Source organism: Microlunatus capsulatus (assembly GCF_017876495.1).
Classification (GTDB): Bacteria; Actinomycetota; Actinomycetes; order Propionibacteriales; family Propionibacteriaceae; genus Microlunatus; species Microlunatus capsulatus.
Genome location: NZ_JAGIOB010000001.1, coordinates 3,466,361 through 3,487,834 on the forward strand (window position 1 = coordinate 3,466,361; position 21,474 = coordinate 3,487,834).

Annotated in this window: 18 protein-coding genes; 4 read left to right on the forward strand and 14 right to left on the reverse strand. The window is 74.6% G+C overall.

Going from position 1 to position 21,474, the window contains the following annotated elements:
- Positions 1-25 precede the first annotated feature (25 nt).
- On the reverse strand, positions 26-670 hold the full coding sequence (locus JOF54_RS16040; protein WP_210057636.1) for a fasciclin domain-containing protein: 645 nt from the start codon (positions 668-670) through the stop codon (positions 26-28).
- A 162-nt stretch (positions 671-832) separates the two neighbouring features.
- Here JOF54_RS16040 and JOF54_RS16045 point away from each other — a divergent pair, with 162 nt between their 5' ends.
- Positions 833-3,811, forward strand: a complete 2,979-nt coding sequence (locus JOF54_RS16045; protein ID WP_372443495.1) for a bifunctional [glutamine synthetase] adenylyltransferase/[glutamine synthetase]-adenylyl-L-tyrosine phosphorylase — start codon at positions 833-835, stop codon at positions 3,809-3,811.
- Positions 3,812-4,009: 198 nt separating this feature from the next.
- On the opposite strand, the gene JOF54_RS16050 is transcribed toward JOF54_RS16045, so the two are convergent.
- The 6 genes from JOF54_RS16050 to JOF54_RS16075 all read right to left on the reverse strand — a co-directional run bounded on the left by JOF54_RS16050 (position 4,010) and on the right by JOF54_RS16075 (position 11,418).
- Positions 4,010-4,498, reverse strand: a complete 489-nt coding sequence (locus tag JOF54_RS16050) for a DUF4383 domain-containing protein (protein ID WP_210057640.1) — start codon at positions 4,496-4,498, stop codon at positions 4,010-4,012.
- Between the two features lie 95 nt (positions 4,499-4,593).
- Positions 4,594-4,977 carry a GntR family transcriptional regulator gene (locus tag JOF54_RS16055; RefSeq protein WP_210057643.1) on the reverse strand — a complete coding sequence of 128 codons (384 nt, stop codon included), beginning with the start codon at positions 4,975-4,977 and terminating at the stop codon, positions 4,594-4,596.
- Between the two features lie 4 nt (positions 4,978-4,981).
- A complete protein-coding gene (locus tag JOF54_RS16060) occupies positions 4,982-6,205 on the reverse strand; it encodes an MFS transporter (protein ID WP_307804262.1) in 1,224 nt (407 codons plus the stop codon).
- Entirely contained in the window at positions 6,198-7,448 is a 1,251-nt protein-coding gene (gene mshA / locus JOF54_RS16065) for a D-inositol-3-phosphate glycosyltransferase (protein WP_307804264.1), read from the reverse strand. The genes JOF54_RS16060 and mshA overlap by 8 nt, the downstream gene beginning before the upstream one ends.
- A gap of 156 nt (positions 7,449-7,604) precedes the next feature.
- Positions 7,605-9,026 (reverse strand): type I glutamate--ammonia ligase, encoded by a 1,422-nt coding sequence (gene glnA / locus JOF54_RS16070; RefSeq protein ID WP_210057645.1) that lies wholly within the window; start codon positions 9,024-9,026, stop codon positions 7,605-7,607.
- A gap of 220 nt (positions 9,027-9,246) precedes the next feature.
- A complete protein-coding gene (locus JOF54_RS16075) occupies positions 9,247-11,418 on the reverse strand; it encodes a glutamine synthetase III family protein (protein ID WP_210057647.1) in 2,172 nt (723 codons plus the stop codon).
- 204 nt (positions 11,419-11,622) lie between these two features.
- On the opposite strand from JOF54_RS16075, the gene JOF54_RS16080 reads away from it, so the two are divergent.
- Entirely contained in the window at positions 11,623-12,051 is a 429-nt protein-coding gene (locus JOF54_RS16080) for an RDD family protein (protein ID WP_210057650.1), read from the forward strand.
- Between the two features lie 24 nt (positions 12,052-12,075).
- On the opposite strand, the gene JOF54_RS16085 is transcribed toward JOF54_RS16080, so the two are convergent.
- Both JOF54_RS16085 and JOF54_RS16090 read right to left on the reverse strand, forming a co-directional pair.
- Complete coding sequence (locus JOF54_RS16085) at positions 12,076-13,440, reverse strand: FAD-binding oxidoreductase (protein ID WP_210057652.1); 1,365 nt, start codon at positions 13,438-13,440, stop codon at positions 12,076-12,078.
- A gap of 54 nt (positions 13,441-13,494) precedes the next feature.
- Positions 13,495-13,983 carry an anthrone oxygenase family protein gene (locus tag JOF54_RS16090; protein WP_210057654.1) on the reverse strand — a complete coding sequence of 163 codons (489 nt, stop codon included), beginning with the start codon at positions 13,981-13,983 and terminating at the stop codon, positions 13,495-13,497.
- An 88-nt stretch (positions 13,984-14,071) separates the two neighbouring features.
- On the opposite strand from JOF54_RS16090, the gene JOF54_RS16095 reads away from it, so the two are divergent.
- Positions 14,072-15,022, forward strand: a complete 951-nt coding sequence (locus JOF54_RS16095; RefSeq protein ID WP_210057656.1) for an AraC family transcriptional regulator — start codon at positions 14,072-14,074, stop codon at positions 15,020-15,022.
- Between the two features lie 94 nt (positions 15,023-15,116).
- Here the strand turns inward: JOF54_RS16095 and JOF54_RS16100 are convergent, their stop codons facing one another.
- A complete protein-coding gene (locus JOF54_RS16100) occupies positions 15,117-16,904 on the reverse strand; it encodes an ABC-F family ATP-binding cassette domain-containing protein (RefSeq protein WP_210057658.1) in 1,788 nt (595 codons plus the stop codon).
- 147 nt (positions 16,905-17,051) lie between these two features.
- On the opposite strand from JOF54_RS16100, the gene JOF54_RS16105 reads away from it, so the two are divergent.
- Positions 17,052-17,540, forward strand: a complete 489-nt coding sequence (locus tag JOF54_RS16105) for a DUF1707 SHOCT-like domain-containing protein (protein WP_210057660.1) — start codon at positions 17,052-17,054, stop codon at positions 17,538-17,540.
- On the opposite strand, the gene JOF54_RS16110 is transcribed toward JOF54_RS16105, so the two are convergent.
- From JOF54_RS16110 to JOF54_RS16125, 4 genes are all read right to left on the reverse strand, one after another.
- Complete coding sequence (locus JOF54_RS16110; protein WP_210057662.1) at positions 17,519-18,322, reverse strand: DUF4191 domain-containing protein; 804 nt, start codon at positions 18,320-18,322, stop codon at positions 17,519-17,521. The genes JOF54_RS16105 and JOF54_RS16110 overlap by 22 nt on opposite strands.
- A 68-nt stretch (positions 18,323-18,390) precedes the next feature.
- Positions 18,391-19,323, reverse strand: coding sequence for a lipoyl synthase (lipA, locus tag JOF54_RS16115; RefSeq protein ID WP_210059627.1), 933 nt, complete (start codon positions 19,321-19,323; stop codon positions 18,391-18,393).
- A 58-nt stretch (positions 19,324-19,381) separates the two neighbouring features.
- Entirely contained in the window at positions 19,382-20,353 is a 972-nt protein-coding gene (locus JOF54_RS16120; protein WP_210057664.1) for a DUF2705 family protein, read from the reverse strand.
- Entirely contained in the window at positions 20,350-21,420 is a 1,071-nt protein-coding gene (locus JOF54_RS16125; protein WP_210057666.1) for an ABC transporter ATP-binding protein, read from the reverse strand. The genes JOF54_RS16120 and JOF54_RS16125 overlap by 4 nt, the downstream gene beginning before the upstream one ends.
- Between the last annotated feature and the right edge of the window lie 54 nt (positions 21,421-21,474).

A 21,474-nucleotide genomic window follows, 5' to 3' on the forward strand; every position in this document is an offset into this window, starting at 1 on the left:
CCCGCGGGCGCCCACCCCCGGCCGGCTAGAGGTCGACCGGTCGCAGCACCTGGCTGACGGCGTGGCCGATCTGCAGGTTGCCGCGGTTGACGTCCTTCTTCACGACCACCGCGTCGGCGTCGTCGGGGTCGGCGTCCACGACGCGCACGAAGGCGCGGCGGACGACGTCGACCTGCACGGTCGCCCCGGTCGCGGTGGTGAGCGCCGCCCCGTCGGAGCGCAGCGCCTGCCGGTAGGTGATCGTCGCGCCGGGCACCACGTGGTAGAGCAGCACGGCCTCGATGGTCTCGACGCCGAGCTCCTCGGCCAGGACGGTGAAGACCCGCGACTCCGAGCGGTACCAGGTCCCGGTCAGGTCGTGGGCCAGCCGGCGGAAGGCCTGGTCGGTGGGCAGGAACGCGGTCAGGGCGGTGTCGCCGTCCGCGAGCACGGCCACCGGGCTCGCCGGGTCGGCCGTCAGCACCGCGGTGACGGCGTTGTCCAGGATGTCGAAGTCGCGCGGGTCGCGGTCGAACCCGGCGCCGTCCTTCGCCAGCACCGTGGCGAGGCTCCGGTCGCCGGGCTGGTGCGCCGGCTTCCCGTGGGCCGCGGCCGGCAGGGCGAGGGCCACCGAGGTGCCGAGGGCCACGGCGAGGACGCCGCCCGCCCGGGCCAGTCGTCGAGTGCTCATGTGCGTTCCTTCTCTCGTCGTCGAACAGGAGGGGACCTACGGGTGCTAGTGCGTCCGGGACGGCCGCCTGGATGCGCCGTCCGGGCCGCAGCGCGCCCCGCGCCGGACGACGGGACTCTGGACGGACGGGTGGCCCGGCCGGTGCTCAGTACGATGCTCGCCATGACGCGGCTGCAGACGACCCAGGGGACGCTGGCCCGTCGCGGCTTCCTCGACGCCGCCGCCGCGCTCGCCGCCCTGGACGGCTGGCACGTCGACCAGGAGGCGGTGCTGGACCTCCTCGTCCGCAGCGCCGACCCCGACCTGGCCCTCGGCGGGCTCAGCCGGCTCTACGAGCAGCAGCCCGACCTGCCCGGACGGCTGGTCGCGGCGCCCGAGCTGGCGCGCCGGCTCGTCATGGTGCTGGGGGCCAGCGCCTCGCTGGCCCAGCACCTGCTGGCCCACCCCGAGCACCTCGACCTGCTCGACGGCGAGCTGGACAAGGCGTCGCCGGGGACGCTGCGGCGCACCCTGATGGCCGCCACCGGCGCCGACCCCGACGCCGTCCTGCCGGTGGCCACGGAGCTGACGGGGGACCCGCTGCGCACCGCCTACCGCGGGGCCCTGCTGCGGATCGCCGCCCGCGACCTCTGCGCGCCCGAGCCGATCGAGGTGGTCGACGACGTCGCCGACGAGCTCTCCGATCTCGCCGACGCCACCCTGGAGGCGGCGCTGTCGATCGCCCGCGCGAAGGCGGGGGAGCCGGCCCTGCTCACCCGGCTCGCCGTCGTCGGGCTGGGCAAGTGCGGCGCCCAGGAGCTCAACTACGTCAGCGACGTCGACGTGCTGTTCGTCGCCGAGCCGGCCCTGGGCGAGGACGGCGAGCCCCTGCTCAGCGCTGACGCCGCCGTGGCCACGGCCACCCGGATGGCGGCCGAGCTCAGCCGCATCTGCTCCGCGCACACGGCGGCCGGGACGATCTGGGAGGTCGACGCGGCGCTCCGCCCCGAGGGCCGCGCGGGCCAGCTGGTCCGCCGGCTGGCCAGCCACCAGGCCTACTACGAGCGCTGGGCGAAGACCTGGGAGTTCCAGGCCATGCTCAAGGCCCGCCCCTGTGCGGGCGACCTGGCGCTGGGCCAGGACTTCGTCGACATGGTCGCGCCGATGGTCTGGCGCGCGGCCGAGCGGGAGAACTTCGTCAGCGACGCCCAGGCCATGCGCAAGCGGGTGGTGGCGCACATCCCGGCCCGCGAGCAGGGCCGGGAGCTGAAGCTGGGCGAGGGCGGCCTGCGCGACGTCGAGTTCTCCGTCCAGCTCCTGCAGCTGGTGCACGGCCGGGTCGACGAGCGGCTGCGCACCCGGGCCACGCTGCCGGCCCTCAAGGCGCTGGTCGACAACGGCTACGTCGGCCGCGAGGACGGCAAGGGCTTCGGTCTGGCCTACCGCTTCCTGCGCACCCTCGAGCACCGCATCCAGCTGTTCCACCTGCGGCGCACCCACGTGCTGCCCGACGGCGAGGCCGACCTGCGCCGGCTGGGCCGCTCGCTCGGCTACGGCGACCCCGTCCAGCAGCTGCTCAGCACCTGGCGGCACACCTCCGGCCGGGTCCGCCGGCTGCACCAGCGGCTCTTCTACTCCCCGCTGCTCGACGTCGTGGCCCGGATCCCCAGCCCCGAGCTGCGGCTGACCACCGACGCCGCGGTCGACCGGCTGAAGGCCCTCGGCTACGCCGACCCGCGGGCGGCGCTGCGCCACATCGGCTCCCTCGGGCAGGGCGTGTCGCGGCAGGCCGAGATCCAGCGCCAGCTGCTGCCGGCCATGCTCGGCTGGTTCGCCGGCGCCCCCAACCCCGACGCCGGTCTGCTGGCCTTCCGCCAGGTCTCCGAGGCGCTGGGCACCACGCCCTGGTACCTCCGGGCGCTGCGCGACGAGGGTGCCATGGCCGAGCGGCTGGCCCGCATCCTCGCCTCCAGCCGGTTCGCGGTCTCGCTGCTGACCCGGGCCCCGCAGACGGTGCAGATGCTGGCCGGGGAGCAGGAGCTGCGACCGCGCCCGCTCGCCGACCTCAGCGGGGAGATGCGTGCCGCCGCCCGCCGGCAGAGCAGCACGGAGGCCGGCATCGAGGCCGTCCGGGCCATCCGACGGCGCGAGCTCTTCCGGATCGCGGCGGCGGACCTGCTGGGCGAGCTGGACGTGCTGGGTGTCGGCGAGGCGATCAGCGACCTGGCCTCGGCCACCATCGACGCCGCGCTGGCCGTGGTCCGGGCCGGCGCGTCCGACCCGGCCGCGGTGCCGCCGATCGCGGTCATCGCCATGGGCCGGTGGGGCGGGCACGAGATGTCCTACGCCTCGGACTGCGACGCCATGTTCGTCATGGGGGACGTGGCCCGCGGCAGCGCCGCCGGCGGGGACCCGACGCGGGCCGCGGCCGCCGTGATCAGCGAGATGCGCCGGCTGCTGGCCCGCCCGGGCGCCGACCCGGCGCTGGCCGTCGACGCCGACCTGCGGCCCGAGGGCAAGGGCGGCGCGCTCATCCGCTCGCTGACGGCCTACCGCAACTACTACGGACGCTGGTCCTCCACCTGGGAGCTGCAGGCGCTGGTCCGGGCCGACGCGCTGGCCGGCGACGTCGAGGTCGGGGCCGACCTGCTGGCCGAGATCGACGCCCGGCGCTGGCCGGACGGCGGCCTGAGCGCCGCCCAGCTGTCGGAGATCCGCAAGCTCAAGGCGCGCGTGGAGGCCGAGCGGCTGCCGCGCGGGGCCGACCCGGCCAAGCACACCAAGCTGGGCCCGGGCGGGCTGGCCGACGTCGAGTGGACCGTCCAGCTGCTCCAGCTCCAGCACGCGCACGCCGTGCCCGCGCTGCGCTCCTCGCGGACGGTCACCGCGCTGCGCGCCGCCCGGGAGGCGGGGCTGCTCGACGAGGGCGACGCCGGCCACCTGGAGGCGGCCTGGCTCTTCGCCAGCCGGATCCGCAACCAGATCATGCTGGTCCGCGGCCGCGGCGGGGACTCCCTGCCCGCCGACAACCGCGAGCTCGCCGCCCTGGCCGAGCTGCTGGGCTACGGCCCGGGGGAGTCCTCGCACCTGCTCGCCGACTACCGCCGCATCACCCGCCGGGCCCGCGGTGTCGTCGACCGGGTGTTCTGGGGCCTGGAGTAGAGCTCCTCAGCCCTCCGCTGCCTGAGCCCACCTCGCACACCGCTGCCCGAGCCCGCCTCACACACCGCTGCCTGAGCTCGTCGAAGGCCCTTCGACAGGCTCAGGGCGCGTGGGAGGCCCCTGGACGCGACCGTGCCCCGCACCCCTCGGAGGTCCGAGGGGGCGGGGCACCGGATCAGCAGGCGGCCGGGCGGGCCGTCAGGTGTTCGCGACGTCGGTGTGCCGCTCGACGTCCGGGCGCCGGGTCAGCAGGGCGCCGAGGGCGATCATGCCGACGCCGAGGACGAGGTGCAGGATGTCGTCGGCCACGTTGAGCGGCACGAAGTTCGCGGAGCTCTCCATCGGCACGGCCAGGCCGTAGACGAACAGGACGAGGTAGATGACCCCGCCGCCGATGAGGTAGCCCTTCGCCCCGCCGATCGTGCGGGCCAGCACGAGGCCGGCGACGCCGAAGAGCAGGTGGACGATGTTGTGCAGGATCGAGACCTGGAACAGGCCCAGCAGCTTGGCCTCGGAGTGGTGCGAGGCGAACTGCAGGGTGTCGTAGCCCGTCGTGATCCCGGGGATGAACCCGAGGACGCCGACGGCGAGGAAGACGACCCCGACGAGCCGGGCGGCCTTCTGGACGGCGGTGGTGCCGGTGCGGCCCGCGGTGGTGCGGGGTCCGCTCTGCGAAGCGGTGGACATGGTGGGTCTCCTGTGACGGTACGGGGAAGCTGTCACCGGTGCGGTACCCGTCGTCCGGACCCGCAAACGGCCCGCAGCACAGGTCGGTTCCCGCGTCAACCCTCCAGCACGGAGCGGACCAGCCGCAGCACCTCGGCCCGGCTCAGCCCGTCGTCCAGCAGCGGCTGCAGGACCGCTCGCAGCTGCTGCCGGGTGTGCGCGGTGGTCGCCACCTGCTGGTCGGCGACGACGGTGCCGTGGCGGCCCGCCGTCTCGACGAACCCCTCCTGCTCGAGCCCGCGGTAGGCCTTGGCGACGGTGCCCGGGGCGACGCCCAGGCTGGTGGCGAGCGCGCGGACCGACGGCAGCCGGCGGCCGGCCGCCAGGGCGCCGGTGGTGACCAGGTCGACGACCTGCACCTGGATCTGCTCGACGACCGGGACGGCCGAGGTGGGGTCCAGCCGGAGGCCGGGCAGCGCGTCGGGCTCGGGGGTGCTCACCGGCTCAGCCTGCCGCAGACCGGCGCAGGCTGACCAGCAGCAGCACCAGCGAGACCACCTGGGTGAGGGCGACCAGCACCACGAGCGCCGGCAGCGACCGCTCGTACAGCCAGCCGGCCCCGGCGCCGCCCAGCACGGCGGCCCCGCCCTGCACCGCGGCGAAGGACCCGTAGGCGCCGGCGCGGCGGCCGGCGGGGACGAGGTCGGCCACGAGGGCCTTGACGGTGGAGTCCTGCACCCCGACGGCCGCGCCCCAGACGAGCACGCCGGCCACCGCCGGCCCGGCCGCGTCGGAGAAGGCCAGCAGCGGCACGAGGACGACGAGCACGGGCAGCACCAGCAGCACCCGTCCGGCAACCCGGTCGTAGGCCCAGCCGGTGGCGAGCGCGGCCACCGCGCCGACGGCCATCGCGCCGGCGTAGACGACCGGCACCGCGGCGACGGGCAGCACCTGCTCGCGGGTGAGGTGGAAGGAGATGACGCCGAAGGTCACCAGCCCGGCGGTGGCGGCGGCCGAGGAGCCGGCGAACCACCAGAACGGTCCGGGCAGCCGGGTGGTCAGCGCCGCCGCCGGCGGGGAGCCCGGGGCCGACGGCGACGCGGCCGGCCGCGGGTCGCCCACCCGGCGGCGCACCACCAGCAGCAGGGCCATCGCGATCCCGCCGGGGACCACGAGGACGGCGACGGCGGGCCACAGCGCCCCGGTCAGCGCGGCCACCCCGGCGACGACCAGCGGGCCGGCGAACGCGCCGACCTGGTCCAGCGCCTTGTGCACGCCCAGCCCGCGGCCCATCCCCACCTGGGCGGCGGCGGTGGCGAGCAGCGCGGACTTCGCCGGGCTGCGGACCGCCTTCCCCGTGCGCTCGGCGAGCACCAGCGCGACGGCGACGGCGAGCCCGGCCCCGCCCAGGAACGGGGTCACCGCCAGCAGCGGCACGCAGACGGCGGTCAGCGCGTAGCCGGCCAGCGTCAGCCCCCAGTAGCGGCCGGTGCGGTCGGCCAGCCGGCCGGAGAACAGCCGCAGCACCAGGGCGACGGCCTCGCCCAGCCCGGTGACCAGCCCGACGACGACGGCGGTCGCGCCCAGCGACGCGAGCAGCGGGCCGGTGACGGAGCGGGCGCCCTCGTAGACCATGTCCGCGGCGAGGCTGACCACGCCGAACCCGACGACGGCCCGCCAGGCCGACCGGGCGGCCGCGGGCGCGACCGCCGGGCGGGGCTCAGCCACGGGCGGCGTGCCGGACCCGGGCCGCGTGGTAGGCCTCGAGCGTCGCGGCGGCGGTGTTGTCCCAGCTGAACCGGGAGGCGTGGCCGGCCGCGTTGGCGCCCATCCGGCCGCGCTCGCCGGCGTCGTCGAGCAGGGTGGCCAGGGCGTCGGCCCAGGCGGCCGGCTCGTGGCCGGCTACCAGCAGGCCCGTCTGGCCGTCGCGGACGGCGTGCCGCAGCCCGCCGACGTCGGTGGCCACCACCGGCCGGCCGCACGCCTGCGCCTCCAGCGCGACCAGCCCGAAGGACTCGTTGTAGGAGGGCACGGCGACGACGTCGGAGGCGCAGTACCAGCGGAACAGCTCCGCGCGCGGGGAGTGCGGGCGGAGCTCGACGAGGTCGGCGACGCCCAGCTCGGCGGCCAGCGGGCCCAGCGAGCGGGCCCAGGCGGCCTGCGGCCCACTGGGGCTGCCGACGACGATCAGCCGGAGCCGCTCGCGCCGGCCCGGGTCGCGGCGGACCAGCTCGGCGACTGCCCGGATGACGACGTCGGGTGCCTTGAGGGGCTGGATCCGGCCGACGAAGAGGACGACCTGCCGGTCCGCGCCGACGGTGAGCTGGGCGCGGGAGGCGGGCTGGTTGCAGGCGTGGAAGGTGTGCAGGTCCACCCCGGGCGGGACGACGGCGATCGCGGCGGGGTCGGCGCCGTAGTGCCGCTGCAGCTCCGCGGACTCCTCGCTGGTGTTGGCCGTCAGCACGTCGGCCGCGGCGACCACCTCGGCCTCCCCGCGCTCGCGCACGTCGGGCTCGCCGCTCTGGCCGGCCCCCAGCGCGCTGTTCTTCACCCGGGCCATCGTGTGCATGGTGTGCACCAGCGGCAGCCCGCGCCCAGCGGCGACGGCCATGGCCACCTGGCCCGAGAGCCAGTAGTGGGAGTGCAGCAGGTCGTGGCCGTCGAGGCGCTCGGCCAGCGCCGACGCGAAGTCCGGCAGCAGGGCCGGCAGGTCCTCCTTGGCCACCGGCTCGCGCGGGCCGGCCGGGACCTGGACCACCCGGGTGTGCTCGTTCACCTCGACGACCTCGGGCCCGTCGTCCTCGGCCCGGGTGAAGACGTCGACGGCCACCCCGCGCTCGCCGAGCCGGCGGGCCACCTCGTCGACGTAGACGTTCAGCCCGCCCGCGTCGCCGACGCCGGGGGTCGCGAGGGGGGAGGTGTGCAGGCTGACCATCGCGATCCGCTGCGGGTACTCGACCGGGGCCCCCACGCGCCCTCCCTCCGCCGTCCGGGCCGCCCTCCGGCAGCCCGGGACACCCTATCCCCGGGGTGCGCCGCCACCCGGACGCAGCACGGGCCGCGACCACCGGAGTGGTCGCGGCCCGTGCGGTGCCGTGCGGTGCTCGCCCTGCGCTGCGCTCAGGTCTCAGCAGTCGTAGTAGAGCTCGAACTCGTGCGGGTGCGGGCGCAGCCGGACGCCGTCGATGTCGGCCCGCTTGAGCTCGACCCAGGCTTCGATGAGGTCGGGGGTGAAGACGTCCCCACCCAGCAGGAAGTCGTGGTCGGCCTCGAGGTTGTCCAGCACCCCGCCGAGGCTGTCCGGCACGGTCGGCACGGAGGCGTGCTCCTCGGGCGGCAGCTCGTAGAGGTCCTTGTCGACCGGGGCCATCGGCTCGGTCTTCTTCTGGATGCCGTCGATGCCGGCCATCAGGATCGCCGCGAACGCCAGGTAGGGGTTCGACGACGGGTCCGGGCAGCGGAACTCGACGCGCTTGGCCTTCGGGTTGGAGCCGGTGATCGGGATGCGCATCGCGGCGGAGCGGTTCCGCGAGCTGTAGACCAGGTTGACCGGCGCCTCGAAGCCCGGCACCAGGCGGTGGTAGGAGTTCACGCTGGGGTTGGTGAACGCCAGGATCGAGGGGGCGTGGGCCAGCACGCCGCCGATGTACCAGCGGGCGACGTCGGACAGGCCGCCGTAGCCGGCCTCGTCGTAGAACAGCGGGGTGCCGTCGTTCCAGATCGAGGAGTGCACGTGCATGCCCGAGCCGTTGTCGCCGAAGATCGGCTTCGGCATGAAGGTGGCCGTCTTGCCGGCCGCCCAGGCGGTGTTCTTGATGATGTACTTGAACTTCTGCAGGTCGTCGCCGGCCGCCAGCATGGTGTTGAAGCGGTAGTTGATCTCCGCCTGGCCCGCCGTGCCGACCTCGTGGTGGGCGCGCTCGACGACCAGCCCCGAGCCCTCGAGGTGCTTGGTCATCTCGTCGCGCAGGTCGGCGAAGTGGTCGATGGGGGGCAGCGGGAAGTAGCCGCCCTTGTACTTGACCTTGTAGCCGCGGTTGCCGCCCTCCTCGACCCGCCCGGTGTTCCAGGCGCCGGCGACGGAGTCGATGGCGTAGTAGCCGGTGTTGGCCTTGGTCTCGTAGCGCACGTCGTCGAAGACGTAGAACTCGGCCTCGGGGGCGAAGAAGGCGGTGTCGCCGATGCCGGTGGACGCCAGGTAGGCCTCGGCCTTGCGCGCGATGTTGCGCGGGTCGCGGCTGTAGGGCTCCTTGGTCAGCGGGTCGTGGACGAAGAAGTTGATGCAGAGCGTCTTGGCGATCCGGAAGGGGTCCAGGTAGGCCGTCGTCGGGTCCGGCAGCAGGGCCATGTCCGACTCGTGGATCTTCTGGAAACCGCGGATCGACGAGCCGTCGAACGCCAGGCCGTCCTCGAAGACCTCCGGGCCGAAGGAACCGGCCGGCACGGTGAAGTGCTGCATGATGCCGGGCAGGTCGCAGAAGCGGACGTCGATGATCTCGACGCCCTCGTCCTTGATGTAAGCCAACAGGTCGTCGGCGCCTTGGAACATTCGTCCTCCGGTGGAGTAGGGAGCTGGCGGGCGGGCACGGCGAGGCTATCGCCCCGGTTCCCCGGCAAGGTACGCCAGCGGTCGTTACCGCCACGTTGCAGCGCTGTTGCAGACGTGCGACGCCGGACCGCCCCGGGTGGGGGCCGTCCGGCGCGCGGCGGTCTGCCGACCGGCTCCGGTCGCCTGGGGTGCCCGGCCCCTTCTCAGGCCGGGACGGCGCTCAGATGACCGTCAGCATCTCCTGGTAGGTGGGCAGCGGCCAGAGGTCGTCGGCCACCAGGCCCTCGAGCGCGTCGGCCGCGGCGCGGACCGCGGTCATCGGCGGGATGAGGGTGTCGCGGGCCGCGACGGCGTGCTCCATGGAGGTGCCCTCCGGCTCGTGGGCGAGCGCGGCGTCCAGCTGCTCGAGGGCGCCGAGCAGCTCGGTGACCAGGCCGGAGATGGCCGTCAGCGTGCCGGTGTCCCAGGGCAGGTCGACGGCCTTGAGGCTGGCGGCCACCCCGGCCAGCTCGCCGAGGTAGCGCTGCGCGGCGGGCAGGATGGTCGTCCGGCCCAGCTCGGCGGTCTGCTTCGCCTCGACGTGCACGCTGAGGATGTACTGCTCCAGGTACACCTCCTGGCGGCTGGCCAGCTCGCGGGGGCTGAGCACGTCGTACTTGTCGAGGACCTCGATGACGGCCGGCTCGGAGAACTGCTGCAGCGCGTCCGGGGTGGTGCGCAGGTTGAGCAGCCCGCGGGTGGCGGCCTCCTCCTGCCACTCGTCGCTGTAGCCGTTGCCGTTGAAGACCGCGGCGCCGTGGTCGGTGATGATCGCGGTCAGCAGCGTCTGGACGGCGTCGTTGAAGTCGGTGCCGGCGGCGACGGCCGTCTCCAGCTCCGTCGCGATGTGGTCCATGGCCTCGGCCATGATCGTGTTGATCGCGACCATCGGGCCCGAGATCGACTGGTTGGAGCCGGGGGCGCGGAACTCGAAGCGGTTGCCGGTGAAGGCGAACGGGCTGGTCCGGTTGCGGTCGCCCGGGTCGGCCTTCATCGGCGGCAGGGTGTCGACGCCCACGTGCAGAGTCCCGGACTCCTTCGAGCCGGTCGCCCCGCCCTTGGCGATCTGGTCGAAGACGTCCATCAGCTGGTCGCCGAGGAACATCGAGATGATCGCCGGCGGCGCCTCGTTCGCGCCCAGCCGGAAGTCGTTGCTGGCCGAGGCGACGACGGCGCGCAGCAGCCCGCCGTAGAGGTGGACCGAGCGGATGACCGCGGCGCAGAAGACGAGGAACTGGGCGTTCTCGTGGGGGGTGTCGCCGGGGTTGAGCAGGTTGCCCTGGTTCTTGTTGCCGATCGAGAAGTTCACGTGCTTGCCCGAGCCGTTGACACCGGCGAACGGCTTCTCGTGCAGCAGGCAGGTCATGTTGTAGCGCCCGGCCACCTTCCGCAGCGTGGTCATCATCAGCTGCTGGTGGTCGTGGGCGAGGTTCGAGCGCTCGAACAGCGGCGCGATCTCGAACTGGCCGGGAGCCACCTCGTTGTGCCGGGTCTTGGCCAGGATGCCCTGCTTGAACAGCTCCCGGTCGACCTCGATCATGTAGGCCAGCACCCGCTCCGGGATGGCGCCGAAGTAGTGGTCGTCGAACTCCTGGCCCTTGGCCGGCGGCGCGCCGAACAGCGTGCGGCCGGCGCTCATCAGGTCGGGCCGGGCGTAGTAGAAGTGCTCGTCGACCAGGAAGTACTCCTGCTCGGCGCCGGCGTAGGAGACCACGGTGTCGATGTCGGTGTGGCCGAACAGGCGCAGCACCCGGGCGGCCTGGACGCTCATCGCCTGCTGCGAGCGCAGCAGCGGCGTCTTCTTGTCCAGGGCCTCGCCGGTCCAGGAGATGAAGACGGTGGGGATGCAGAGGGTGTTGCCGTTGGGGTTCTCGAGGATGTACGCCGGGCTGGTGACGTCCCAGCCGGTGTAGCCGCGGGCCTCGAAGGTGCTGCGGATGCCGCCGTTGGGGAAGCTGGAGCCGTCGGGCTCGCCCTGCAGCAGGGTCTTGCCGCTGAACTCCGCCATCGAGCTGGAGTCGCTGGAGGGCTCCAGGAACGAGTCGTGCTTCTCCGCGGTCAGGCCGGTCAACGGGTAGAAGACGTGCGCGTAGTGCGAGGCGCCGTTCTCCATCGCCCAGTCGCGCATGGCCGAGGCCACCGCGTCGGCCACCGTCGGGTCCAGCGGGGCGCCCTCGTCGATCGTGGCGATGACGGAGCGGAAGACGTTCTTGGGCAGCCGGGCCTTCATCTCGGTGGGGCCGAACACGTTCTTGCCGAACAGCTCGCCCAGCGGCTCGCTGAAGTCCTTGTGGGGGATGGCGTAGTCGCTGACGGCCTTGACGGCGGCGCGACGGGCGGCGCTTCCACTCATGCGTGCTCCTCGGGTCGGTGCGCGTCGGGTGACCGGGGGCCGACGGCACGAGTGATCCCTGGAGGCCCCGTCCGACCGGAGACGCTACGGAGGGCAGGAGTCCCTGGTGTTCCGGCGCCGTGACGGCGGTGTGACGGCGGCCCGGGGTCCCCGGTCGTCCGCCGGTCCGGCCGCGGCCCGGTGGGGCCGACGTAACCTCGACGGGTGACCACGAGCGCCGTCCCGCAGGAGTACCCCGGCGAGCGGCTCGGGCTGGCCCCCGACGGGCGCGGGTCGCTGGCCTCGTGGCGCTCGCGGATCGCGGCGCTGCTGCTGGACTGGGCCGTCTCGATGGCTGTCGCCGTCGGGCTCTTCGGCTCCGTCGTGATGACCGGCAGCGGCTGGCAGGCCTGGATGGCGCTGGCCACCTTCTTCGTGGAGTCGACCGTGCTCAGCTGGCTGACGGGCGGCAGCCTCGGCCAGCTCGTCTGCCGGATCGGGGTCATCCGGCTGGACCGGGTGCCGCTGGGGCTGCCCCGGGCCGTGCTCCGGGCGGCGCTCGTCAGCCTCGCGCTGCCGCCGCTCGTGGTCGGCGCCGACCGCCGCGGCCTCCACGACTACGCGGCGGGCACCGCCGTGGTCAACCGCCGCTGAGGCCCGGCCGGGACGCCGGCCGCCTCAGAGCACCGCGCCCGGGTTGAGGATCCCCTGCGGGTCGAGCGCGTCCTTGATCCGGTGCGACAGCGCCATCACGTCGGCGCCCAGCTGCGCGGGGAGGGCGCCCTTCTTGGTCCGGCCGACCCCGTGCTCGCCGGTGATGGTGCCGCCGAGGGAGAGCGCCAGCGTCATCACCCGCTCGAAGGCCTGCTGGGCGGCCGCGGCCGCGGCGGGGTCGGCGGGGTCGAAGACGATGATCGGGTGCGTGTTGCCGTCGCCGGCGTGCGCGACGACGGGGATCTCGACCGCCAGCTCGGCGGCGATGGCGGCGATGCCGTCCACGAGGTCGGGCAGCAGCGGCACCGGCACGCCGACGTCCTCCAGCAGCAGCGAGCCGCGGGCCTCGATGGCGGGGAAGGCCAGCCGGCGGGCGGCGATGAACATCTCGCCCTCCTCCGGGTCGTCGGTGCAGAACACGTCGTCGGCGCCGGCGGCCCGGCAGGCCGCCTCCATCACCGCGACCTCCTCCGCCGCGGCCGCGGCCGGGGCGTCGGACTGCGCGATCAGCAGGGCGCCGGCGCTGCGGTCCAGCCCCATCGGCTTGTGGTCCTCGACGGCGCCGATCGAGGCGGCGTCCATCAGCTCCATCATCGAGGGCCGCAGCGTCCGGCCGACGGCGACGACGGCCCGGGCGGCGGCGGTGACGGTGGGGAACGAGGCCACCAGGGTCGCCCGCGGCGGCTGCGCCGGGATCAGCCGCAGGATGACACGGGTGATGACCCCCAGCGTCCCCTCGCTGCCCACGAACAGCTTGAGCAGGCTGAGCCCGGCGACGTCCTTGATCCGCTTGCCGCCCAGGGTGACCAGCGTGCCGTCCGCCAGCACGACGTCCAGGCCCAGCACGTAGTCGGTGGTCACGCCGTATTTGACGCAGCACAGCCCGCCGGCGTTGGTGGCCACGTTGCCGCCGATGGAGCAGATCTCGTAGGACGAGGGGTCCGGCGGGTACCAGAGGCCGTGCTCGGCGGCGGCCGCCTTGACGGCGATGTTCAGCGCCCCGGGCTCGACGACGGCCACCCGGGTCTCCACGTCGATCTCGATCCCGCGCATCTGCTCGAGGCTGACCACCAGCCCGCCGTCGACGGCGGACGACCCACCGGAGAGACCGGTGCCCGCGCCGCGCGGGACGACGGGCACGCCGTGGGCGCTCGCCCAGCGCAGCGCGGCCTGGACGTCGGCGGCGGTCCGCGCCCGGACGACGGCCAGCGGGGTACCCGCCCCGGGCTCGCGGGCCCAGTCGTGCCGGTAGGCCGCGCAGCTGTCCGGGTCGGTCAGCAGCGCGTCCCCGAGCTCGGCGGCCAGCCCGTCCAACGTCGTCGTCGTCATGGCGCCGACCCTAGCCTCCGGTCGGTCGGGCCCGGGCGGCCGCGGGGAGGGGCGTCAGCCCTGCGGACCGCGCGCCAGCACCCCGCCGACGAGGGCGACGGCGCTGACCAGGCCGAGCACCGTGCGGACGGAGTTCAGCACCGTCCAGCCCGCGGCGTACCGGGCCCACGCGGCCGCCGTGCCCGGGGCGGCGGGGTCCAGCAGGGCCAGCGCGTCGTTGCGGGGCACGTGGTAGCCGGCGGTGACCGCGAAGGCCGCGAGGCCGGCGGCGGCTCCGGAGAGCAGCAGGCCCTGGCCGGCGGGTCGGGTGACCAGCGCGTGCACCCCGACGAGCAGGCAGCCGGCCGCCGACAGCAGCAGCGGCACCATGAGCAGGCTGCGCGGCGCGACGAGGTTGACCGCCTGCATGGCCGCCACGGCCTCGGCCGGGGGCCGGCCGCGGAGCGCGGGCATGACGAGGGCGGAGAAGCCGAGGAAGACCCCGGCGGTGAGCCCGGACGCGGTGGCGGTGACGAGGGCGAGGGCGGTGCCGAGGCTGGTCATGGCTCCAGAGTCCCGCCTCCCGGTGCGCACTTCCATGGGTGATCCGCGCCAGGACCTTCGTCAGCGTCTCACCGGGCTACGGTGAGGTGTGGACGCCCTGACGCACCTGCTGCGCTGGCACCGCGGCCGTGACGCCTTCGTGCTGACCTGCGCGATGGATCCGCCCTGGGCGGTCCGGATCGCCGACGGCGCCGCCGTCGGCCTGGTGGTGATGACGGCGGGCACCTGCGTGCTGCGGCCGGCGTCCGCTCCGGCGGTGGCGCTGGCCGCCGGTGACGTCGCCGTCGTCCGGGGGCCCGAGCCCTACGACCTCGCCGACGGGGCGGACCGGCCGCCCGCCGTCGTCGTCGAGCCCGGCCAGCGGTGCCGGGTGCTGGACCCGAGGCCGGGGATCGTCCTCGGACCGGGGGGTCGCTGGGGCAACCGGACCGGGGCGGTGGCCGCGGGCGGCTGCTCGTTCGTCGCGGGGGCCTACGAGCGGCCCGGTCAGGTCAGCGGCCGGCTGCTGGACGCCCTGCCGCCGGTGGCGGTGCTGCCCGCTCCGGCCTGCGCCCCCGCGCTGGTGCAGGCGCTCGCCGGGGAGCTGGAGCGCCCGCGGCCGGGCGGGGCCGGGGTGGTCGACCGCTACGTCGACCTCGTGCTGGTCGAGGCCGTCCGCGCCTGGTTCGGCTCCCCGGCCGCGCAGCCGCCGCGCTGGTGGTCGGCCGGCGCCGACCCGCTGGTCGCCCGCGTGCTGGCGCTGGTGCACGAGAGCCCGGCCGAGCCGTGGACGCTGGAGCGGCTGGCCGCCGAGGTCGGCTGCTCCCGCGCGGGCCTCAGCCGGCGCTTCCGCGCGGCGGTGGGGGAGTCCCCGATCGGCTACCTCACCGGCTGGCGGCTCGACCTCGCGGCCGAGCGGCTGACGCAGGACCGCAGCCCCGTCGAGGCGGTCGCCCGCTCCGTCGGCTACGCCAACGCCTTCGCCTTCAGCACCGCCTTCAAGCGCCGCCACGGCTGCTCGCCCCGCCAGCACCGCGAGGCCGCGGCGACGGTGGCCTGAGACCCCCGCGGCCTGGCTCGACCCCCGCGGCCCGAGCTCGTCGGAGGCCCTTCGACAGGCTCAGGGAGCGGGGGAGTGCTCAGGGCGCCGGAGGTCAGCCCGCCTGCTCGGCCGCCTCCAGCCAGGTCATCTCCAGCTCGTCCTTCTCCGCGGTCAGGGCGTCGAGGTCGCGCTGCAGGTCGGCGAGCCGGCCGTAGTCGGCGGCTGCGGCGGCCATCTGGTCGTGGACCTTGGCGATCCGCCCGTCCAGCTTGCCCAGCTGCTGCTCCACCCGGGCCAGGGTCTTCTTGGCCGCGCGCGCCTCGGTGGCCGACGAGGCCCTGGCCTCGCCCCCGCCGTCCCCGGCGGCCGGGCCGCTCGGCGTGGACGCCGCGTGCCGGCGGGTCTCCAGGTACTGCTCGACGCCGCCGGGCAGCAGCACGCAGGTGCCGTCGCCCATCAGGGCGTAGGTGACGTCGCAGACCCGCTCGAGGAAGTACCGGTCGTGGGAGACGACCAGCAGCGTGCCCGGCCAGGTGTCCAGGTAGTCCTCGATGACGGTCAGCGTGTCGATGTCGAGGTCGTTGGTGGGCTCGTCGAGCAGCAGCACGTTCGGCTCGGACAGCAGCAGCCGGAGGAACTGCAGCCGCCGGCGCTCACCGCCGGAGAGGTCGGAGAGCCGGGTGGTCAGCTTGTCGCCGGTGAACCCGAAGTCCTCCAGCAGGGTGGAGGTGCTCGACTCCTTGCCCGAGGCCAGCGAGGTCGTCCGGCGCAGCTCGTTGACCGCCTCCAGCACGCGGAGGTCACCGGCCGCGGCCGTCGCGTCCTGCCGCAGGTGGCCCAGCGCCAGCGTCCGGCCCTGCTTGACCCGCCCGCGGTCGGGCTGGAGGTCGCCGGCCAGCAGCTTGAGCAGCGTCGTCTTGCCGGCGCCGTTGACGCCGATCAGGCCGATCCGGTCACCGGGCCCGATCGACCAGCTGAGGTCGGAGAGCAGCACCCGGCGGGCCTCGCCCTCGCCGACGGCCAGGTCGACGTGAGCGAGGTCGAAGACGTCCTTGCCCAGCCGGGAGACCGAGAACCGCTGCAGCTCCAGCCGGTCGCGGGGCGGCGGCTCGTCGGCGATCAGCGTCGTGGCGGCGTCGATCCGGAACTTCGGCTTCGACGTCCGCGCCGGGGCGCCGCGGCGCAGCCAGGCCAGCTCCTTGCGGAGCAGGTTCTTGCGGCGGGCGGCCATCCCGGCCGCCTGCCGGGCGCGCTCGGCGCGGGCCAGCACGTAGGCGGCGTACCCGCCGTCGTAGGAGTCGACGACCCCGTCGTGGACCTCCCACACCCGCGTGCAGATGGCGTCGAGGAACCAGCGGTCGTGGCTGACGACGAGCATGGCCACGTCGCGCGCCTGGAGCGCGCGCAGGTGCTCGGCGAGCCAGGCGACGGCCTCGACGTCGAGGTGGTTGGTGGGCTCGTCCAGCACCAGCAGGTCGTGGTCGCCGAGCATGAGCGCGACCAGCGCCGTCCGCCGCCGCTCGCCCCCGCTGAGGGAGCCGACGGCGGCGTCCAGCGCGACGTCGCCCAGCAGGTGCTCCACCACGGCGCGGGCCGCGGAGTCCGACGCCCAGACGTGGTCGGGCCGGCCGCCGACGATGACGTCGCGGACGGTCGACTCGGCGGCGAAGTCGTCGGCCTGGTGCAGGTAGCCGATCGACACCGCCCCCGTCCGGGTGACGCGGCCCGAGTCGGGCTCGGTGAGGCCGGTGAGGATCTTCAGCAGCGTGGTCTTGCCGTCGCCGTTGCGGCCGACGACGCCGATGACGTCGCCGCGGCTGAGCCCCAGGCTGACGTCGTCCAGCAGGATCCGGGTGCCGAACCCGATGCTCACGTGCTCGGCGTTGACGAGGTTGCTCACCGCGTCCTCCTTCCGTGCACCGGCGGGGCCGGCGTCACGTCGTGGTCCTCAGACCGTGGTCTCGATGGTGCGTGGGGGGTTCGGCCCAGGGTCTGGACCTGCGCCCCGGGGCTCGCGGTGGCCGGTGCCGCGACCAAGACTGGCCGCATGCACCCGTCCGACGCCCTCGCCCCCCGGTCCGCCACCGCGCTCCAGCAGCGGGCGGGCGACCTCGACCGCAGCGCCGTCTGCGACCAGCTGTCCGCGCACTTCGCCGCCGGCCGCCTCCGCGACGACGAGCTCGACGCCCGGCTGGAGGCCGCCGTCCACGCCACCACCCTGCTGGAGCTGCGCCGGCTGACCGCCGACCTGCCGCTCGTCGACCGGCCGCCCGCAGCCCCGCTGCCCCCGGTGCGGCCGGCGTGGACCGTGCTGGACGTGGTGGCCCTGCTGGCGGTCCTCGGCTGCCTCGGCCTCGCCGGCCTGCTCATGCTGGGGCTGGCCGTCGGGGGAGCGGGGCAGGTGGCCGTCCTCGGCTTCCTCGGCGGCAGCGTGGCGGCCGTCGGCGGCGCGTCGCTGGCCCACCTGGCGCACCGCGGCTGGGCGCGCAGCCAGGCCGCGGCCGCGCGGGAGGCTCAGCGGCCCCGCATCGCCTGACGCGAGCCCTTGGCCTGCCGCGCGCTGGTGGGCATCGGTCCCTTGGGGACCGGGACGGGCGGCCGCACCGCGTCGAGCGCCCGCAGCCGGGCCCGGACGTCGGTCACCTGGTTGGGCTGCAGGCTCTTGGGCAGCTTGCGGATGTGGTCGGCGAGCCGGCCCAGCGGGACCTGGCCCTCCTTGTCGCCCATCACGACGGTGTGCACGGTGACGCCGTAGGCCACCCGCTCGTGCTTGCGCACCTCGCCGGCCAGCAGCTGGCGGACCCGGCCGGGCTCGCCCTCGCCGATCAGCACCAGCCCGCCCGGGCCGACGGTGCGGTGCACGACGTCGCGGCTCCGGTTGGCCGCGATCACCGGGGTGGAGACCCACTGCTTGGGCAGCATCTGCAGCGCGACCTCGGCCGAGCCGGCCTGGCCCGCGTAGCGCTTGTAGGTGGCGGCCTTGGCCCGCCGGACCAGCACGACCATGGCCAGCAGCACGCCGGTCAGCACGCCGATGAGGATCAGGTAGAAGAGGTGGTCCCACAGCAGCCCGACGACCACGGCGACGACGACGGGGGCCAGCAGGGCGCCCAGCAGCAGCCAGGGCAGCGGCTTGTCGTACTCGTGGGTCAGCTCGTAGGCCCGTCGGACCTGGCGGATCCGGCCCATGTCGGCCGGGTCGGTGCTGGCCTTGCGACGGGCCTTCTCGGCCCGCTTGGCGTCGCGCGCCTGGAGCTTCGCCTGCTTCGGGCTCAGCGGCGTCGCGGCGACCGCCTTGGTGCGCGGTTGGTCGGCCATGGTGGCTCTGCCTCTCGTTCCTCCGGGTGCCCCCGTCGGGGCACCCCTTTCTACGCCCTCCGGGGCGATCAGGCCAATGCGGCGGCGGGCTGGTCGGCCCCGGTCGCCCCGCGGGACTCCAGCGCCTGGCGGTAGAGCCGGCCGGCGCGGTAGGAGGAGCGCACGAGCGGTCCGCTCATCACGCCGGCGTAGCCCATCGCGGTGGCCTCGGCGGCCAGCTCGACGAACTCCTCGGGCTTCACCCAGCGCTCGACCGGGTGGTGCCGCGGCGAGGGCCGCAGGTACTGGGTGATGGTGATCAGCTCGGTGCCGGCGTCGTGCAGGTCCTGCAGCGCCTCGGTCACCTCGGCGCGGGTCTCGCCCATGCCGAGGATGAGGTTGGACTTGGTCACCAGGCCCGCGTCGCGGGAGGCGCGGAGCACGCCGAGGGAGCGCTCGTAGCGGAAGCCGGGACGGATCCGCTTGAAGATGCGGGGTACGGTCTCGACGTTGTGGGCGAACACCTCGGGCCGGGTCTCGAACAGCTGGTCGAGGTACTCGGCGTTGCCCGAGAAGTCCGGGGCCAGCATCTCGACGCCGGTGCCGGGGTTCAGCTCGTGGATCTTGCGGATCGTCTCCGCGTACAGCCAGATGCCCTCGTCGGGCAGGTCGTCGCGGCAGACGCCGGTGACGGTGGCGTAGCGCAGGTCCATCTTCTGGATCGACTCGGCCACCCGCAGGGGCTCGCCGGCGTCGAAGTCGGCCGGCTTGCCGGTGTCGATCTGGCAGAAGTCGCAGCGCCGCGTGCACTGGTCACCGCCGATGAGGAAGGTGGCCTCGCGGTCCTCCCAGCACTCGAAGATGTTGGGGCAGCCGGCGGACTGGCACACCGTGTGCAGGTCCTCCGTCTTCACCATCTGCTGCAGCTCGCGGTACTCCGGGCCCATCTTGGCCGTCGTCTTGATCCAGGACGGCTTCTTCTCGATGGGCACCGACGCGTTGCGGACTTCGAGCCGCAGCATCTTGCGACCTTCCGGGGCGATTGTCACCCGCTCAGACTACCCGCCGGTCGGGGACGGCTCAGTTGACGTCGCGACGGCGGAAGACGACGTAGGTGAGCGCGACGAGGACCACCACGACGACCGCCCAGTAGACCGAGCCCTGGGTCAGGGAGATGGCGTGCTCGACCGCCGAGGACTCGTAGGTCCCGTCGGGCTGGGGCACCTGGGTGACGGTGTAGTAGGTGTGCTCGCCCAGCAGCAGGGCCAGCAGGTTGTTCTCGGGGAGGAACCGCTGGACCCCGGACAGCGCCGGCACGGCCAGCCACACCACGGCCAGCACCCCGGACACGATGAGGTAGCCCAGCACCGTCCCGGCCGCCGCGATGGTGTGCCGGGTCAGCAGGGCCAGGGCGAACCCGACGACGACGGCCGCCACCCCGACGAGCACCCCGCGGCCGGCGATCTCGGCGAGGCCGCCCCCGCCGTCCAGGGTCGCGCCGACGGCGGCCCCGACGACGGCGGTCAGCCCCAGGGCCAGGGCGCTGAGGACGGCGGTGGACGCCGCGGCGACGAGCACGAGCGCCACGACCTTGGCCGCGAACACCCGCCCCCGCTCGGGGACGAAGGTCAGCCAGTTCGCGAGCGCCCCGGTGGACAGCTCCGCCCCGGTGACCGAGGCGCCCACCAGCAGCAGCGCCAGCCCGGTGAACGCGACGGTGATGGTCACGACCAGCTGCCCCGCCTCGGCGAAGGTGCTGACCGAGCGCGGCACGAAGTCCTCCACGACGGGCGGCGGGTAGGCGCAGTCCGCGGCGCTCGCCCCGGTGGCGATGCAGTCCTGCTCGTACTCCTCGTGGTTGGTCTCCCAGTCGCGGACCGCCTCGGTGTAGGAGGCCTGGGCCTGGGCCTGCTCGTCCGCGGTGACGGGGCGCATCGACCCGCCCACCGCCAGCTGGCTGAGGGCGATGACGAGCAGCACGGCACCGAGGGCGACCCAGGTGAGGCGGCGGCTGCGGATGCGCAGCAGCTCGGCGCGCAGCAGGGGGATCATCGCCAGTCCTCCTGGGCGGCACGGGCGGGGCCGGCCGGGCCGGTGACGGGCGGCGGGCCGGGGGGCGGGGGACCGGCGGGGTGGCCGCCGGCGGTGGCGCCGAGGTGCTCCTCGGCGGTGAGGTCGAGGAAGACCGACTCGAGGTCGGCGCGGACGGGCACCAGCTCGGCGACGAACAGGCCCTGCTGGGCCAGCAGCCAGGTGATCTGCGCGGGGTCGAACCCCGGCTGGTCACCGGTCCGGCGGACCTCCATCCGGCCCTCCGGCAGCGGCAGCACCGAGAAGCCGGCCGGCGCGAGGGCGGCGGCGGCCCGGGCCGGGTCGGCCACCAGCACCCGCACCGCCTGCCCGCCGGTCGCGGCGAGGATGTCGTCCACCTCGCCCTCGGCCAGCAGCCGGCCGCGGCCGATGATCGACACGGTGTCGGCCACCAGCTGGACCTCGCTGAGGATGTGGGAGGACACCAGCACCGTCTTCCCCCGGTCGGCGAGCCCGCGCATCGTGGCCCGGATCTCGTGGATGCCGGCCGGGTCGAGGCCGTTGGTCGGCTCGTCGAAGATCAGCAGGTCGGGGTCCTTGAGCAGGGTGGCCGCGATGGCGAGCCGCTGCTTCATGCCGAGGGAGTAGGTGCGGAACCGGTCCTTGTCCCGGCCGGTCAGCCCCACCTCGTCCAGCACCTCCCCGACCCGCCGGGCGGGGGCGCCGATGCCGGTGGCCAGCAGCTCGAGGTTGCGGCGGCCGGTGAAGGCGGGGAAGAACTTGGGCTGCTCCACGATCGCGCCGATCCGGCCGATCACCGCGGGCAGCGCCGTCGGGATGTCCTGCTCGAAGATCCGGATCGCGCCCGAGTCGGGGCGGATCAGGCCCAGCAGCATCCGGATGGTCGTCGTCTTCCCCGAGCCGTTGGGCCCGAGGAACCCGTGCACCCCGCCCAGCGGCACCTTGAGGTCCAGCCCGCCCACGGCCTGGAACCGGCCCTTGCGCGTCCGGTAGGTCTTGCGGAGGTCGCGGACCTCGACGGCGTAGGCCGCCGGCTCCTGCGGGAGCGCGCGTCGGGCTTCGGTCACCGGCACGGAGCGGCCTTTCTCGACGGGGAGGGTCGGCCCACCCTAGCGGTGGGC

What these genes read in the sequence shown, in the direction of transcription:
- JOF54_RS16120 (WP_210057664.1), bottom strand. Translation starts at nt 20,353, where the DNA reads ATGATCCCCCTGCTGCGCGCCGAGCTGCTGCGCATCCGCAGCCGCCGC.
- JOF54_RS16040 (WP_210057636.1), bottom strand. Translation starts at nt 670, where the DNA reads ATGAGCACTCGACGACTGGCCCGGGCGGGCGGCGTCCTCGCCGTGGCC.
- JOF54_RS16075 (WP_210057647.1), bottom strand. Translation starts at nt 11,418, where the DNA reads ATGAGTGGAAGCGCCGCCCGTCGCGCCGCCGTCAAGGCCGTCAGCGAC.
- glnA (WP_210057645.1), bottom strand. Translation starts at nt 9,026, where the DNA reads ATGTTCCAAGGCGCCGACGACCTGTTGGCTTACATCAAGGACGAGGGC.
- lipA (WP_210059627.1), bottom strand. Translation starts at nt 19,323, where the DNA reads ATGCTGCGGCTCGAAGTCCGCAACGCGTCGGTGCCCATCGAGAAGAAG.
- JOF54_RS16045 (WP_372443495.1), top strand. Translation starts at nt 833, where the DNA reads ATGACGCGGCTGCAGACGACCCAGGGGACGCTGGCCCGTCGCGGCTTC.
- JOF54_RS16110 (WP_210057662.1), bottom strand. Translation starts at nt 18,322, where the DNA reads ATGGCCGACCAACCGCGCACCAAGGCGGTCGCCGCGACGCCGCTGAGC.
- JOF54_RS16085 (WP_210057652.1), bottom strand. Translation starts at nt 13,440, where the DNA reads ATGACGACGACGACGTTGGACGGGCTGGCCGCCGAGCTCGGGGACGCG.
- JOF54_RS16105 (WP_210057660.1), top strand. Translation starts at nt 17,052, where the DNA reads ATGCACCCGTCCGACGCCCTCGCCCCCCGGTCCGCCACCGCGCTCCAG.
- JOF54_RS16090 (WP_210057654.1), bottom strand. Translation starts at nt 13,983, where the DNA reads ATGACCAGCCTCGGCACCGCCCTCGCCCTCGTCACCGCCACCGCGTCC.
- JOF54_RS16050 (WP_210057640.1), bottom strand. Translation starts at nt 4,498, where the DNA reads ATGTCCACCGCTTCGCAGAGCGGACCCCGCACCACCGCGGGCCGCACC.